Here is a 14,354-nt window from a genome sequence, read left to right as displayed (position 1 = left end):
TTAACATGTTAATCTCAGGTTATATATCAATGATAAACAAAGGGGAAACTTTTAAATTTTTGGGTGTCACTAATAAAAAATTGTCCATTGTATGGAGTTCTTGTTAGTTTCTAATCACAATTATAGTTCTTTTAAAGTGTTTCTTTTTTATTTTTCAATAGAAATCTGTTGTGGTAGATAAATTTATAACTAATGCAGATCTCGAAGACCCAAGATCTGCATCTATGCGTATTTCAACTACTTAATTGTTAATGTCATATTGATGTTAAATACGAATTGTTAATATGACATTAACAATATAGACAGTATTCTTCTCTATGTGTTGTTTCAGACTATAGGTCAATGATAAACAAAGGGTAAAAATCATTGAATTACTGTCATTATTTATTATCCCGATTAAATTTTTAACTGTGTTTTGATGGTGTCGAAACATTTTCTAGGATAGATTGTCACTAAATTCACTTCGAGAAAGCTGCCACAGAAGAAAAAGCTCAACCGATATAGATTTTGAAATCTTGAAAGCTATAAACGTTTCTTCTTTTTTGACACCTTATTGTTAATGTTATGTCAATCTTAATCAAAATGATATGGATAACAAAAGAACACAATCATCTAACATGTCAATCTCGGTTGACATATCAATAACAAATAAGAGATTAAAAATCGGTTATCTTTTCATCGGTATCAACATGCGATTGATAGTTTCATGGTGTTTCTTTTTTTATGTATTACTAGCATTGAAACATTTTCAAAGGTAGTTTATTAATTAACTTACTTCCGTACAATCCGTTGCAATGGACTAATGTTCAACTAATATAGATCTTGAAGTTTAGATAGGTACAAACATTTTTGATAAGTGTCCGCTTGTCAATGTTATGTTAATGTTAATCGATGGATACCAGTGATAAAGTTGGTGCGCCTTATTTGACATGTTAATCTCGGTCGATATGTCAATGTCAAATGTGGGTGAGATGTATTGATTTTCTGTTGGTATCAACATGAGATTGATAATTATATGACTGTTTTATAGTCCTTGTTCTAAATTGTTTTTAAGTAGGATTAGTTGATTTTGAACAAAATATAATGTTATGATGCTTATTTACAAGGAATGGATTATGGTCAACAAGAATGCGCTTAATAGCGCAATTAATTGATTAGTAGAGAGTATACTGTACCAAAAAAGTAAGCAGAAAAACATTAGTGAACGGTTAATAAGGGGGACCCTTATAGCTTGGTAAATATAGATTGCTAAAATAGTATCTGATTCCGAAGAAGTTTTCGCTTCAAAAGGGGTTAAGTAGTGAGATGCGCATGTATAATTATAGTGTGGAGTTTAATAATATTAGAAGATTATTTGATTAAATAAAGAATATTATGATCTACCTCTAGATTAAATAAAGAATTTTTAGTATATTCTTATTATAACTTGTTAATTTTTTTAGTTTCTAGTGATTACATAAAGCCCTTCGGGTTACGGATTAAATTACACGTTTGTGTGGTATTTAACCTCCGTATTCCAAAGGGCTTTTCTATTTGATTAAGGGAAAAGGAGATATGTGATGTCAATTGAAAAGTTAACAGCAAGTAGATTATTAAGACCGGTGCGAAGCATGAGTAAGGGTAGTAATGAGAGATGGTTTGAATATTATAGAACAACATGCCCTATATGTGGTAAACAAGGATGGTGCATGGTTAATGATTCTGAAACCAAAATAATATGTGGGCGAATTCCATCAGAAAAAGAATTCGGGGAAGCAGGCTATTTACATGTAATAGCAGAAGATCAAAAAAGGAGATATGACTTTTCTCAAGATCAGATGATTAAGGAACATAGTAAGAAAAATGATTACACCCTTGATATTATTTACACTTTGTTCCTAGAATTTTTAGAAGTGCGAGATGAACATATTAAAATGTTAACGGGATCAAAACGTAGGATGACAAGTGAAGTAATAAATATTAGAAATTACAAAAGTTTTCCTATTAAACCTTGGGATACTACGAAAGGGCTAATAAAAAAAGTAGGGGGGAAAACAAGCTATATTGTTGGGATTCCAGGATTCTATGCAAAAGAAACAAAGGATGGAAGATATTTCACGTTTGCAGGAAGGAGAGATTCTTTATTAATACCGCAGAGAAATATTTATAATCAGATATGCGGTTTTCAATGTAGAATTGATAATCCTGAATATATGACAGTTGTAAAAAATTATAAACCAAGCTTTAAGGCAGAAGTTATTGAGCAGCCTAATACTATAGAAGTGACCTATAAAATCAATGGGAAGATAGAGTCTATATTTAAAGGTAAAGTTGACGTTAAAGAATGGTATGAAATAAATTATGAAGGTGAAAAATTAGGTGAAGTACAATTAAAGTTAGAAAGTAAATATATTTGGATCAGCTCAGGTGGGAAGTTTCATGGAACAGGAGCTGGGAGCCCATTGCCAATACATGTAGCAGTACCTAGTCGAGAGTTGAAAAGTTTGGAACGTGGAGAATTAATAAAAAAGGATAATGTATGGATTTCAGAAGGGAGTCTAAAGTCTGATATTGCTGCTGAAAACTTAGACGAGCTTCTAACAAATGAGGAAAAATTAATGTATGGTACTACTGTCGTATCAATACCTGGGGTTAAAGTATGGAGAATATTGATTGAACCATTAAAAAAAATGGGAGTTAAACAGGCGACGTTCGCTTTAGATATGGATATGATTACAAATTCTGATGTTCAGCGATCGTTATTAGAATGTGCGCAAGCGCTTTATCAAGAAGGGATAAGTATTAATTATGCAAGTTGGGATATAAATCTTGGAAAGGGTCTAGATGATTTATTGTTAAACGATTATATTCCAGCAATAGAGAAAGTGAGATAAACGTTATTGTTCTTAGGTGAAATTAATTTGCCAATGAAAGGATAGCATTATCGGGATTTGAATGAATATTTAAAAATACAAATTTCCTTTGTTATTTAAGTAAAGTATTAAATTAGATTTATGTAAACATAAGTAGCGTTACTATAAGAAAATGGTGACGAAATAGATATCTCGGAAAATTTTAAGATTTTTCTAATAATTAAATTTACATTTTTTTGTAATCATATATTATATATATACAGGGGAATTTTGGAATAGATCTAATGGGGAAGTTTCGTATCTATGTAGTATCAATAGTAGTTTTTAATTGCTAAATTCTATTTATTTATACGAGGTGAATCAAATGGGGAGAAAAGTTGATAAGAAGAAATCCAAAGAACAGTTTTTATATGAAAGAAAAAAACAGTTAGAAATAATGGAAGGCATTAGTAGCATCTGTAAAGGATGCGATATATATAATGAGTTAAAAAAGACGAAATCACATAAAGAAGTTGCTAATACATGTGCAAAGAATTGCAAATTAATAAACAGTTTACAAGAAGAGACAAAGATATTTTTAGAAGCAATTCGCTAAAAAACAGAAAGGGGGAATAGGTATGAATCAATCATATAGCAACTTAAATCGGGACGAATCATTAACAAGAACTATAACTTTAGGTTCTACTGCAAGAAGTATTGAGCCGATGGTTAAAACTGAAGATAACAATTTTGAAATTAAGGAGATTGGGAATTATAAAGTACTGTCAAAGCAAGACAGTTTAAATTTATTTCGAAGGTACAAACATGGTGAAAAGAATCTTCGTGAATATTTGTTCCATGTAAATATAGGCCTAGTATTATCTATTGCAAGAAAATATAAAAATAAGCACCTAGATATAGAATTTGATGATTTGCTTCAAGAAGGTAATGAGGGAATGTTGCGGGCAATTGAGGATTTTAATCCTGATTTAGGTTATTGTTTTTCTACATACGCTTACTGGTGGATAAAAAAGAGTATGTTAGGGTTTATACGTAAAAAAAAGTCTGGGCCTTTTAAAATTCCTAACTATGTGAATCAATTTAATGTGAAATATGTTGAGATCGAAGATAAATATTTACAAATGCACAACAGAGCTCCTACAGTCGAAGAGGTAGTAAAAGAGTTAGATATAACTAGAGAAATGGTAGTTCGACACGACGTATATTATAAGCGAGTTACTACTATAACTTTAGATATAGATACAATAAATGAAGATATAGTTATATTGAACCCATTCTATGATGATAGTTCAGCAATTCCTTCCACAAATGAGATGTTAATAGAGGACTTAAATTACGAGATATGGCTAATATTTGATGAGGTATTAAATCCAAAGCAAAAGATGGTACTAAATCTATGTTTTGGTCTACTAGATGGTAAAGTGTATTTGCATAAAGAAATTGCAAAAGCACTTATGATTACAACTGAAAGGGTATCACAATTAAAGGATGAAGCAATTAAAAGATTGAAGAAATGTGACTATAAAGATGAAATTTTTAATCTACTACATGAAAAGTTGAAAGTAATGGATGAGCTTAATATGGCGTGAAAATGAATATCTATATTTATTTGAAAATACAGTATAATGTGCATGTTGTATCATTTTATTTTTTAATCTATTTCACAAAATTTTGCCCCTCGGGTAGCGTGAATTACAAATTTGTTGCTTAAGTTTGTAATAATACGAGACCATGAGGGGCTTTTTGTATCTAAAAGGAGGAAACAAAGTGATGCATTAAGGGTATCACGTGTACTATAAACTCAATAGATGTAAAATAAAAAGAAGGATAAATGGGGACTACCCGTTTATCCTTCTTTTTATTTACCGTACTTAAAAAATAATATTATCTTTATTTTTCCTTAGTTTTTCTGTAGAAATATCCCATGATTAATTATGAAGGATAAATAAATTAATAACTCTCATTAATGAGGTACAAATAGAAAGGAGGCCGTTGTTGTTTTATGCAAAATAATAGAAAAAGAAACGTAATTAAAGAAAGGATTAGACAAGAAAAAGAAAGACGTGAACGATTGCTAGCAGAGGAAGAAGAACAATATAGTGATATGCATGAGGAACAAGTAAGTGAACATTTCCAGCAAGAGGAGTTTCAACATCCATTGAAACAAAGAAAAGAAGTTGTAAATTCAAACAACCCCAAAAATGAAAGTTTAACTAGTAATCCAGCTCTTGACTGGATTACAACAATTCAAAAACAGTCAGGTGTTTCTGAAAGTGATTTTGAAAAAGAAAAAACAGAAGAAGCAAGAAAACAAGCGGAAGTGGAAACACGTCGGAAAGCAGAGGAAGAAGCAAGGCAACGTGAAGAAGCGGAAGCACGTAAGAAAGCAGAGGAAGAAGCAAGGCAACGTGAAGAAGCAGAAGCACGTAAGAAAGCAGAGGAAGAAGCAAGGCAACGTGAAGAAGCGGAAGCACGTCGGAAAGCGGAAGAAGAAGCAAGAAAAAAAGTAGAAGTGCGTAGAAAAGCAGAAGAGAAAAAGCTTGAAGAAGTAAGAAAACGTAGATTAGAGGAAGAGAAGAAAATAGAAGAAGCTAAAAAGAGACAACAATTAGTAGCAGCCAAAAGAGAATCAGAAATTGATGGAAATAGTTTAAATGAGGAAACAAATCCACCAAATGAAGTCGATATTGAACAAGAAAAGAAAATAGAACTTGATAAAAAAGGAATCTTAAATTATATGAAAAAATATAAGTACGCTATTATAGGAGTCGCATCAATTGTTTTAATAGTAGTAGCAGGTTTTGCCTTTAGCAATATGAAGAATTCACAGGCTGCATCTGCAAATAATGTAAATAGTTTAGAAATCAATGCAAATTTAATAAATGGATTAAGGTTATCTGCAGTTCAAAAATATCAAGATGCTGCCTTGGAGTTTGATAAAGTAGATTATAAAAAGCTAGGAAAAGAAGATAAAAAGGCAGTTTTATTTACTTATCTATTAAGCGGTAAAGCACAAAAGGCTATTGACTTAGAGCAAGATTTTGCAGAATCAGTAGTTTCATATTATATAGCTGTAGATAATTTAAAAAAAGTAAAAGAACTAAAAACAAAAAATCCACTAATTAATTTTGAAATTGCAGCATTAGAGGACAAACATGAAGAAGTTATTAAATTAAAAGATCGGGTGCCACTAGATGGTAGAAGAGAAGGGATTATTGTTAATAGTTATTTGAAATTAAATAAATCTGAGGAAGCTAAGAAGTTTGCTCAAAAGGTTGGAAATAAAGATTTACTTGAAAAAATTAATAATTCTGCACCTAATAGCTCTGCTACATCTGTAGCAACTATAAGTGCAGGTTAAGTAATGGGGAGGAATTGATTGTGCCTTTAGATTATTCGAAAATTTTTAAGAAAGTTTTACTTGCGACTACTGCTACTACCTTAAGTGTTGGGGTAGTTTCAGGCTGCTCGCTGTTTTCTTCGGAAAAAAAGAGCAGCAAAACAGCATCAGTATCTAAAAAGAAAAAAGATAGTGACAAAGAACAGAAGAAAGATGAAAAAAAAGATGAAAGTAAGAATGGAACAACTGAAAATTTAAACACCAATGACTTCGATGAAATCATTGATAATGCAAAACGTAGCTCGGATCAAAATTTAGCCGGAATCATTGAAAATAACAAAACCAAAAAGAAATTTGATGATTTAACTGATTCAATTGCGACCGCAGCTATAAATTCAGATCGAAACTTAGCATCAGTTATTGACGGTGATAAATCAAGTAATCGTTTCTCTGATTTAAATACTTCAATAGCATCAGCAACAAACAATCCTTCTGTCTCGGATAATAAGGATAGTAAGAATTTTGTATTTGGTGGCGATCTAAACATCAATGATGGAGTGGCTAATGCAGATAATTCAATACCTCCAATTAATAATGATAAAAAGCCGCCAACTTCTGGAGACTCAAGTGGCGGGGAAGCGAAACCACCAACAGGTGGAGATGGTAATAAGGGCGGAGGAGATATAAAACCGCCAACAGGCGGTGATGGTAACGATGGTGGAGGAGGCACAAAACCACCAAAAGGCGGTGACGGTAACAATGGTGGAGGAGGCACAGAGCCACCAACAGGCGGCGGTGATAACGATGGTGGTACAACAAAACCAGAGGAACCTGAAAAAGATACAGTGGCACCAGTTATTACAGCAAAACAAGGTGTAACGGTACATGTAGGAGATAGTTTAAATGCAGGGGATTTAGTAGAAATAAAAGACAATAAAGATTCGAACCCAGTAGTAACAGTAGGAGCGTATGATACAAGTAAAGCAGGAGAAATTCAAGTGACAGTAACGGCAACTGATGTATCAGGAAATAGTTCAACTGCAACGGTAACAGTGAAAGTAGTGGAAAAAGAAGAGGAGAAAGATACAGAAGCACCAGTGATTACGGTAAAACAAGGTGTAACGGTACATGTAGGAGATAGTTTAAATGCAGGGGATTTAGTAGAAGTAGAAGATAATAAAGATTCGAACCCAGTAGTAACAGTAGGTGAGTATGATACAAGTAAAGCAGGAGAAATTCAAGTAACGGTAACGGCAACTGATGTATCAGGGAATAGTTCAACTGCAACGGTAACCGTAAAAGTAGTGGAAAAAGAAGAGGAGAAAGATACAGAAGCACCAGTGATTACGGCAAAACAAGGTGTAACGGTACATGTAGGAGATAGCTTAAATGCAGGAGATTTAGTAGAAGTAAAAGATAATAAAGACCCAAATCCAGTAGTAACAGTAGGAGCATATGATACAAGTAAGGCAGGAGAAATTCAAGTAACGGTAACGGCAACTGATGTATCAGGAAATAGTTCAACTGCAACGGTAACAGTGAAAGTAGTGGAAAAAGAAGAGGAGAAAGATACAGAAGCACCAGTAATTACAGCGAAGCAAGGTGTGAAAATACATGTAGGAGATAGATTAAATGCAGGGGATTTAGTAGAAGTAAAAGATAATAAAGACCCAAATCCAGTAGTAACAATAGGTGAGTATGATACAAGTAAAGTAGGAGAAATTCAAGTAACGGTAACGGCAACTGATGTATCAGGAAATAGTTCAACTGCAACGGTAACCGTAAAGGTAGTGGAAAAAGAAGAGGAGAAAGATACAGAAGCACCAGTGATTACGGCAAAACAAGGTGTAACGGTACATGTAGGAGATAGCTTAAATGCAGGAGATTTAGTAGAAGTAAAAGATAATAAAGACCCAAATCCAGTAGTAACAGTAGGAGCATATGATACAAGTAAGGCAGGAGAAATTCAAGTAACGGTAACGGCAACTGATGTATCAGGAAATAGTTCAACTGCAACGGTAACAGTGAAAGTAGTGGAAAAAGAAGAGGAGAAAGATACAGAAGCACCAGTAATTACAGCGAAGCAAGGTGTGAAAATACATGTAGGAGATAGATTAAATGCAGGGGATTTAGTAGAAGTAAAAGATAATAAAGACCCAAATCCAGTAGTAACAATAGGTGAGTATGATACAAGTAAAGTAGGAGAAATTCAAGTAACGGTAACGGCAACTGATGTATCAGGAAATAGTTCAACTGCAACGGTAACCGTAAAGGTAGTGGAAAAAGAAGAGGAGAAAGATACAGAAGCACCAGTGATTACGGCAAAACAAGGTGTAACGGTACATGTAGGAGATAGCTTAAATGCAGGAGATTTAGTAGAAGTAAAAGATAATAAAGACCCAAATCCAGTAGTAACAGTAGGAGCGTATGATACAAGTAAGCCAGGTATAATATCAGTTCAAGTAACAGCAACCGATATATCAGGTAACAACTCAACTGCTAATGTAAATGTGGTAGTTCTTGACAAAGAAAAACCAGAACAGAAACCAGAGCAAAAACCAGAGCAAAAACCAGAACAGAAACCAGAGCAAAAACCAGAGCAAAAACCAAAGCAAAAGTCAGAGCAAAAACCAGAGAAAAAACCAGAACAGAAACCAGAACAAAAACAAGGTAATGGATTACTTGCATCAAATTTTAATGATGTAGCTAAATAAGATTTTAGAAGGTTCATCTATAAGTTTTTGTATCAGTAAAACTTAACTAATCAAAATTATATTGTAAAAAGCTCCGACTGTCCTACAGTTGGAGCTTTTTTATATGTTTAATTGTATTAAAATTTCATGAATTTATTGAATGGTTTGTAGCGTAGAACTACCTTACCTTCTATATTATTCAAAGATATAAAGCCTATTTCTTTAAATCTGCTGTCTAAACTTTCTTCGCGATTATCTCCTAATACAAAAATTGTATCATTCGGAACCTTTTCGAAGCCGTAAATACTTTTTAATGAAAAATCAGCTGTTTCGCCTTTTGAGTATGCATCTTTTATCTGAAGTCCGTTTATATAAAGCTGCTGTGATTTATATTCTATTGTATCTCCGGGTAAACCAATTACTCTTTTTATAATTGTTTTTTTATCGGAAGTGTTGCCTAAAGGTGAATTGACAACAACAATATCAAATCTTTGCAGATCTTTAATTGAATCAGTAAAGTGATTAATTAAAACCTTGTCATTATTAAAAAAGGTGTTTTCCATAGAAACTCCGGAAACTTTATATGGAAAAAAAACGAACTGTCTTAGTAACAGTAAGGTAACACCAATTATAAATATTAATATTGGAAAAACAGAAAGTAGACGTTTTCTCAATTGTAGATCAAACTCCATTCTGAGGGTTTATAGTATTCATCATAACATAAAATTAATGGATTAAATATTCTGAAGATTGTTGTTTTTACAGGTGTAATTTGTTAAAATTAAGTATACCTTTTTTAAATTTCAATTTTTTATATCTATAACTACTATAGCCCTTTCGGGGTTTAGATTTTCAAAGATAGTTTAAGTTTTTTACTTTTACTTTCTTTTTAACTATAACTCCGAAAAGGGCTTTTTTGCGTTTTTTGGAGAATATCACATTGTGAAAGGATGAAGATTTTATGAAGATTAAGAGATTGTTTTTAGTGTTAGGCGTTTTAGCAATGATGTTTGTTTTTTATAACACCTTTATAAAGGATGAACCTCAAACAGATGCTTTAACTCCAATCAAAGTAGAAGATTTGAAACAAAAAATTCAATACGATTATTTGTTTGAAGATGAATTATCACAAAATCTGATTAACGACTTAGGAGGGCAATTCAAATTAATATTTGATGATATTGATAAGAACGGCCACTTAACCATTTATCAAAATAAAAAAGAACTAGAAATGTTTTTAGGAAATCATGTAACTACTGCAGAATTAGCTGATGAATTTACATCAGACTATTTTAGTGCAAATAAGAATTACAAGGTTACTTATAAAAGTAAACCAAGTCTATTTAATTATGAAAAACCAAGAACTGTTACAAAAGTAAAAAAAGGATTGTTTTTGGTAAAACAAAACGACTTAATTCTGAAATTTAAATATGTACCAGAAATAGATGGATTTCGAATTTCTGAGATTACATATTTAAAATAAAAAATTATTTGGAGGAATTTATTATGTTACATCAAATTAGAACTGTGATTGCTGATGCTTTAAGAATTGATTCAAGCAATTGAAACATACATCTATCATTATAACTACAAACGATTCCAAAAACGACTCAATCATCGAGCTCCGATTGAATATCGAATCTCAATGGCTGCTTAGTCTTTTTTAAAAGCTGTCTACTTGACGGGGATAAGACCATATAAGAGTGTCTTTTTCGATAGCTTTTTTAGCAGATGCAAGAAGCTCCAACTATGATTAATAAAATTAGATAGATTGAAAAAAAGCACTCGTAGGAGTGCTTTTTTTCAAAAGAAAAGATACATTAATATGCTTTTTCACAATGTAATTAAATCCATATTATTTTAATTCTGTATGTTTGCCTCGCTCACCATTATCACCTTGCCCAAATTCAACCTTACCTGTATGAGGATTATCCCAACGTACGTATTCGTACCATATGTTTGGTTCATTTTTAAATTTAACATGTGCTCCATATTGATCTATCTTATTATTATAAGAAGATTTAATTTCTAGAACATCTGACTTCGTATAGCCTTTTTCTTCTAGGTGCCACATAATACCTATAATAGCCTCTTCTCTTAATTTTGGATCGCCTGTAATAATATAACGATTTATTATACCTTTTCCGATAATAAATAAACTGATTATAAGTAATGAAGATGTAATTATAAGAGCTCCTTTTTTCATGTATAAGTATCCTCCTTATTTTAATTTATCCTTTATATAAGAATAAGGGAATTGTACTGTAAAATATAGATTTAGGAATAAAAAAAAGAAAAGACACCCTAAGGTGCCTGTCTTCGACTTGAACCACTTTCATTTAATATAAATTTATCCCTTTGTTATACATGTAAACACATGCTATAAAACAGAATCATCTATATACACCAGATTGTTAGTTTGCAAAACACAAGAGAATTGAGATCAGTATTAGAGTGACGCCATATCTTTCAAAACGATCGATATGTTGGCCTTTCAAAAGAATCTGCTTTATAGAACGTGTCCACAAGTTATATTTTACTACATGTAATATTTATTTGGTGTAGTTTTGCCGAATATGTATAATTGCATGTAGTTTATGAGAAAAAGAGAGTATACTTTGATATTGTGTAATAAAGATAAGGCCCACCTACGGAAATAGGTGGGCTTTTCCGATAGTTTGTTTAGCAGAAGCAGCTAGCTCCAACTATGATTAATAAAATAAATAATACAACTAATAAAGCAAAGCCTCCAGCGAAACCGCCGCCGCCACAACTACCGCAACTACCACCAAATCCCATTTTAATCTCTCCTTTGAGTAGGAGGGGAAATTCAAGGTCACTCATGTATTTTAATGGATTCACTTTACTTTATGATTTTACAGATTAATTGAGCAGGTCCTTTTGAAAATAAAGAAAGACACTCTTATGAGTGCCTCTCCTTAGCAGCCGAATCCGCTGCAGCTAGCTCCAACTATTATTAATAAGATAAAGAGCACAACTAGTAAGGCGAATCCGCCACCAAAGCCACAGCCTCCGCCACAACTACCACCAAATCCCATATCAATCTCTCCTTTTAGTAAGAGAAAAAAATCGGGGTCACACATGTGTTTTAACGGGTTTACATTAATTTATGCTTTTTAATGATGAATGAGCAGGTCCTTTAAGCAATAAAGAAAAGACACCCTAATGTGCCTTCCTCTGACTTGAACCATCTTAATTTTAATAATATGTATTGGACTCCCATATAATATCCTTGCAGCATGATAAATGATATTAGTTGTTTTCTAGATAAATTTCATAATAATCATCAATTTTTTGTCTAAATGTTAAACATTTACTATCTAAATCCGCAATATTTGTTATATCTACTACTGTGATATCTTCTCCTTTTATAATTTTTGTATTAAATACTAATGAAGGTTTTGTGTATTCAGTTTTCAAATGGGAGTATGTATTTTTAAAATCGTCATATTGACGAAGGTCTTCATCGACATCCAGCGTATGTGGATATGTATTGGTTATTTTGGAAAATAAAGACACAAGTGTTTTTTCTATAAAATCTAATTGTATCGTACGCCGGAAGAAGTGGATAAAAGACGTCATACCGTTATGGCGAGATTGAAGGAAATGCATCGAATGCAGCAGGAAGAGAAATCAGGAATCGTGGCATGAAAAGTGGACAAATCTCTTTTGATGATGTTATAGGAAGCTTTGATTATGCAGCAACCAGTACTTCCGAACAATTTCTGCGTAGTAACAGCCATAACGCTATAGCGCCTACATTTGAAGTTCATTTTTACGATCAAGATGAGAAGCAAAAAATAGATTGGTTTGAAACAAAAAGCGAAGAAGATGCAAAGAGCGATGCCATAGCAAAGCATGGAAGAATTCAAATTATAAAAACGGTTGTAAGTACAAGGGCGTTAGCAGAGATCATGGAGCTGGATTAAGAAAGGGGAATGGGTTATGAACTTCTTTATCTTGGACGAGCATTAGGAGTAAATATAAAGGCGCATGTTATTGAAAGAGGAACAAGGATTTTGCACAAGGTGTCATAGCGCCAGTGGAAACAGCTCATTTTGTTGAAATGGACGAACTATCAGAATCAAATCGTGGTGTTGGTGGGTTTGGATCAACAGGCGTGAAGTAAGACCAAATTTGAATTTTATTAAGAAATAAGGTGATCTATAACCTTGTTAATAGAATGAAAAGAAGGAACATGTTTTGAAAAAGTAATCAAAACATGTTCCTAGAATGTTCAATCATTTGTGGTGTTTTTTAATTAGAGCATCTATCAATCGAAAATATTTAGATTATCCAAGTAAGCGTAGTTGCAATTACAAAACTTTGAATTAAATAGATTACAAATACTTTTCCTTTGTTTTCTTTCTTTTTGGGCAAATATGTATTAACTATAAAGCCGATAACTCCTATAAATACCAAAGTCACAATAAATGTTAAAACGAAATTATATGCCATTTTAACAGCTCCTTGTGGAATAATCTTTATTTGAATAATACCATAAATTCCTTAATGTAGTTATTTTTGGACTTATAAGAAAAAGTATAACCAATAAAGTTTTTAAAGGTTCTAACACCAGTAGAAATAATTTAAACAAAAGCGTTATACGGAAAGTTAAATGTTATTAAAGTTAAAACTAAATAAAATCCTTATTTAAATAAAAGAAACCCCGATTGTCTGCGGGGCTCCTAAGGGTAATCGTCAAGTAATGACGTACTCGACTAATTAACGATATCATGAATTTTTTGGTAAAAATACTGGTAAATGTGTCCAAGTGAATGGGGCATCATTTTGAACAAAAACGCTATTTTAATCTCAAACAAAAGAGCAGATAGCAAAAGCTAACTGCTCAGTCTGGAAGGAAGTCTCGATTAGTACGGTTACACACAAGAGATTTCCGGCTGTTTAACAGCCTATCTATATTATTGACGGAATTTTGAGTTTCATTCAAGGGGTAGAGGGAAATGAGTAATTTTAGACTGTTCCAACTTGGTTTTGGTCTGCAACATCAGAATCGAATGTGTTTGTTGCACTAACACCGCTAAAGGTATTGGCAACAAAAGCAACAGTGGATGATCCTGAACCATTATAAGCTTTTGTATTTTCCTTGGGAGAAACGTTATAAAAATCACCTAAATTGAAAGAACCGTTACTATTTTGTACAACCAGATTTCCAACAATAGATGGCATAGTTTTCACCTGCTTTTCTAGGAAGTATTTAAATTAGTATATGGTGTATGCGTCTAGAGGTTCATTTGGATCTGAAAATTTTGAAATGAAGCTTGTTAGAAAACACAACAAAATAATCCTTTGTGCGACACGTTTCCTCATAAGTGTGCAAACACGAAATAGGAGGGTTATCAATTTGATAACAACAACTGATTGACTGAAAGTAGGAATGAAAGCCGTCAGGTTGAGCTGAAACTACTTATCTGATACTCCTACATG

At 32.6% G+C, this 14,354-nt stretch carries 14 protein-coding genes and 1 pseudogene; 9 read left to right on the top strand and 6 right to left on the bottom strand.

Annotated elements, in window-relative coordinates:
- The first annotated feature begins 1,559 nt into the window (after positions 1–1,559).
- From FT637_RS26500 to FT637_RS26480, 5 genes are all read left to right on the top strand, one after another.
- A complete protein-coding gene (locus FT637_RS26500; protein ID WP_193648797.1) occupies positions 1,560–2,873 on the top strand; it encodes a DUF3854 domain-containing protein in 1,314 nt (437 codons plus the stop codon).
- Between the two features lie 343 nt (positions 2,874–3,216).
- Complete coding sequence (locus FT637_RS26495) at positions 3,217–3,447, top strand: hypothetical protein (protein WP_193648796.1); 231 nt, start codon at positions 3,217–3,219, stop codon at positions 3,445–3,447.
- A 22-nt stretch (positions 3,448–3,469) separates the two neighbouring features.
- Positions 3,470–4,441, top strand: coding sequence for a sigma-70 family RNA polymerase sigma factor (locus tag FT637_RS26490; RefSeq protein WP_193648795.1), 972 nt, complete (start codon positions 3,470–3,472; stop codon positions 4,439–4,441).
- Between the two features lie 413 nt (positions 4,442–4,854).
- The gene (locus tag FT637_RS26485; protein WP_193648794.1) at positions 4,855–6,213 is read left to right on the top strand and encodes a hypothetical protein; all 1,359 of its coding nucleotides are present in this window, start codon (positions 4,855–4,857) and stop codon (positions 6,211–6,213) included.
- Positions 6,214–6,233: 20 nt separating this feature from the next.
- Entirely contained in the window at positions 6,234–8,906 is a 2,673-nt protein-coding gene (locus FT637_RS26480) for an adhesin (RefSeq protein WP_193648793.1), read from the top strand.
- Between the two features lie 116 nt (positions 8,907–9,022).
- Here the strand turns inward: FT637_RS26480 and lepB are convergent, their stop codons facing one another.
- Positions 9,023–9,577 (bottom strand): signal peptidase I, encoded by a 555-nt coding sequence (lepB, locus tag FT637_RS26475; RefSeq protein ID WP_193648792.1) that lies wholly within the window; start codon positions 9,575–9,577, stop codon positions 9,023–9,025.
- Positions 9,578–9,846: 269 nt separating this feature from the next.
- Here lepB and FT637_RS26470 point away from each other — a divergent pair, with 269 nt between their 5' ends.
- Both FT637_RS26470 and FT637_RS26465 read left to right on the top strand, forming a co-directional pair.
- The gene (locus FT637_RS26470; RefSeq protein ID WP_193648791.1) at positions 9,847–10,368 is read left to right on the top strand and encodes a peptide ABC transporter ATP-binding protein; all 522 of its coding nucleotides are present in this window, start codon (positions 9,847–9,849) and stop codon (positions 10,366–10,368) included.
- A gap of 66 nt (positions 10,369–10,434) precedes the next feature.
- Positions 10,435–10,542 (top strand): IS3 family transposase, encoded by a 108-nt coding sequence (locus tag FT637_RS26465; RefSeq protein WP_172805461.1) that lies wholly within the window; start codon positions 10,435–10,437, stop codon positions 10,540–10,542.
- 198 nt (positions 10,543–10,740) lie between these two features.
- Here FT637_RS26465 and FT637_RS26460 read toward each other — a convergent pair whose 3' ends face one another.
- The 4 genes from FT637_RS26460 to FT637_RS26445 form a co-directional block, all read right to left on the bottom strand.
- The gene (locus FT637_RS26460; RefSeq protein ID WP_193648790.1) at positions 10,741–11,091 is read right to left on the bottom strand and encodes a DUF3139 domain-containing protein; all 351 of its coding nucleotides are present in this window, start codon (positions 11,089–11,091) and stop codon (positions 10,741–10,743) included.
- A 476-nt stretch (positions 11,092–11,567) separates the two neighbouring features.
- Positions 11,568–11,684, bottom strand: coding sequence for a YjcZ family sporulation protein (locus FT637_RS26455; protein WP_002069235.1), 117 nt, complete (start codon positions 11,682–11,684; stop codon positions 11,568–11,570).
- A 140-nt stretch (positions 11,685–11,824) separates the two neighbouring features.
- Entirely contained in the window at positions 11,825–11,944 is a 120-nt protein-coding gene (locus FT637_RS26450) for a YjcZ family sporulation protein (protein ID WP_002035483.1), read from the bottom strand.
- 214 nt (positions 11,945–12,158) lie between these two features.
- The gene (locus tag FT637_RS26445; RefSeq protein ID WP_193648789.1) at positions 12,159–12,425 is read right to left on the bottom strand and encodes a hypothetical protein; all 267 of its coding nucleotides are present in this window, start codon (positions 12,423–12,425) and stop codon (positions 12,159–12,161) included.
- Between the two features lie 128 nt (positions 12,426–12,553).
- Between FT637_RS26445 and FT637_RS26440 the strand changes: the two genes are divergently transcribed.
- Both FT637_RS26440 and FT637_RS30135 read left to right on the top strand, forming a co-directional pair.
- The gene (locus FT637_RS26440; RefSeq protein WP_193648788.1) at positions 12,554–12,835 is read left to right on the top strand and encodes a hypothetical protein; all 282 of its coding nucleotides are present in this window, start codon (positions 12,554–12,556) and stop codon (positions 12,833–12,835) included.
- Between the two features lie 36 nt (positions 12,836–12,871).
- A pseudogene (locus tag FT637_RS30135) lies at positions 12,872–13,035 on the top strand (deoxyuridine 5'-triphosphate nucleotidohydrolase); the annotation flags it as partial.
- A gap of 845 nt (positions 13,036–13,880) precedes the next feature.
- Here the strand turns inward: FT637_RS30135 and FT637_RS26435 are convergent.
- Positions 13,881–14,096: a spore germination protein gene (locus FT637_RS26435; RefSeq protein ID WP_193648787.1), complete on the bottom strand. Its 216-nt coding sequence runs from the start codon at positions 14,094–14,096 to the stop codon at positions 13,881–13,883.
- Between the last annotated feature and the right edge of the window lie 258 nt (positions 14,097–14,354).

The sequence above is a fragment of the Bacillus cereus genome, assembly GCF_015071065.1.
Taxonomy (GTDB): Bacteria; Bacillota; Bacilli; order Bacillales; family Bacillaceae_G; genus Bacillus_A; species Bacillus_A cereus_BA.
Note: the sequence above shows the minus strand (reverse complement) of the source record. Positions and strands in the feature narration are given on the sequence as shown.

Coding starts and splice junctions, on each gene's coding strand:
- FT637_RS26500 (WP_193648797.1), top strand. CDS start 1,560: ATGTCAATTGAAAAGTTAACAGCAAGTAGATTATTAAGACCGGTGCGA.
- FT637_RS26495 (WP_193648796.1), top strand. CDS start 3,217: ATGGGGAGAAAAGTTGATAAGAAGAAATCCAAAGAACAGTTTTTATAT.
- FT637_RS26490 (WP_193648795.1), top strand. CDS start 3,470: ATGAATCAATCATATAGCAACTTAAATCGGGACGAATCATTAACAAGA.
- FT637_RS26485 (WP_193648794.1), top strand. CDS start 4,855: ATGCAAAATAATAGAAAAAGAAACGTAATTAAAGAAAGGATTAGACAA.
- lepB (WP_193648792.1), bottom strand. CDS start 9,577: ATGGAGTTTGATCTACAATTGAGAAAACGTCTACTTTCTGTTTTTCCA.
- FT637_RS26470 (WP_193648791.1), top strand. CDS start 9,847: ATGAAGATTAAGAGATTGTTTTTAGTGTTAGGCGTTTTAGCAATGATG.
- FT637_RS26460 (WP_193648790.1), bottom strand. CDS start 11,091: ATGAAAAAAGGAGCTCTTATAATTACATCTTCATTACTTATAATCAGT.
- FT637_RS26455 (WP_002069235.1), bottom strand. CDS start 11,684: ATGGGATTTGGTGGTAGTTGCGGTAGTTGTGGCGGCGGCGGTTTCGCT.
- FT637_RS26450 (WP_002035483.1), bottom strand. CDS start 11,944: ATGGGATTTGGTGGTAGTTGTGGCGGAGGCTGTGGCTTTGGTGGCGGA.
- FT637_RS26440 (WP_193648788.1), top strand. CDS start 12,554: ATGAAAAGTGGACAAATCTCTTTTGATGATGTTATAGGAAGCTTTGAT.
- FT637_RS26435 (WP_193648787.1), bottom strand. CDS start 14,096: ATGCCATCTATTGTTGGAAATCTGGTTGTACAAAATAGTAACGGTTCT.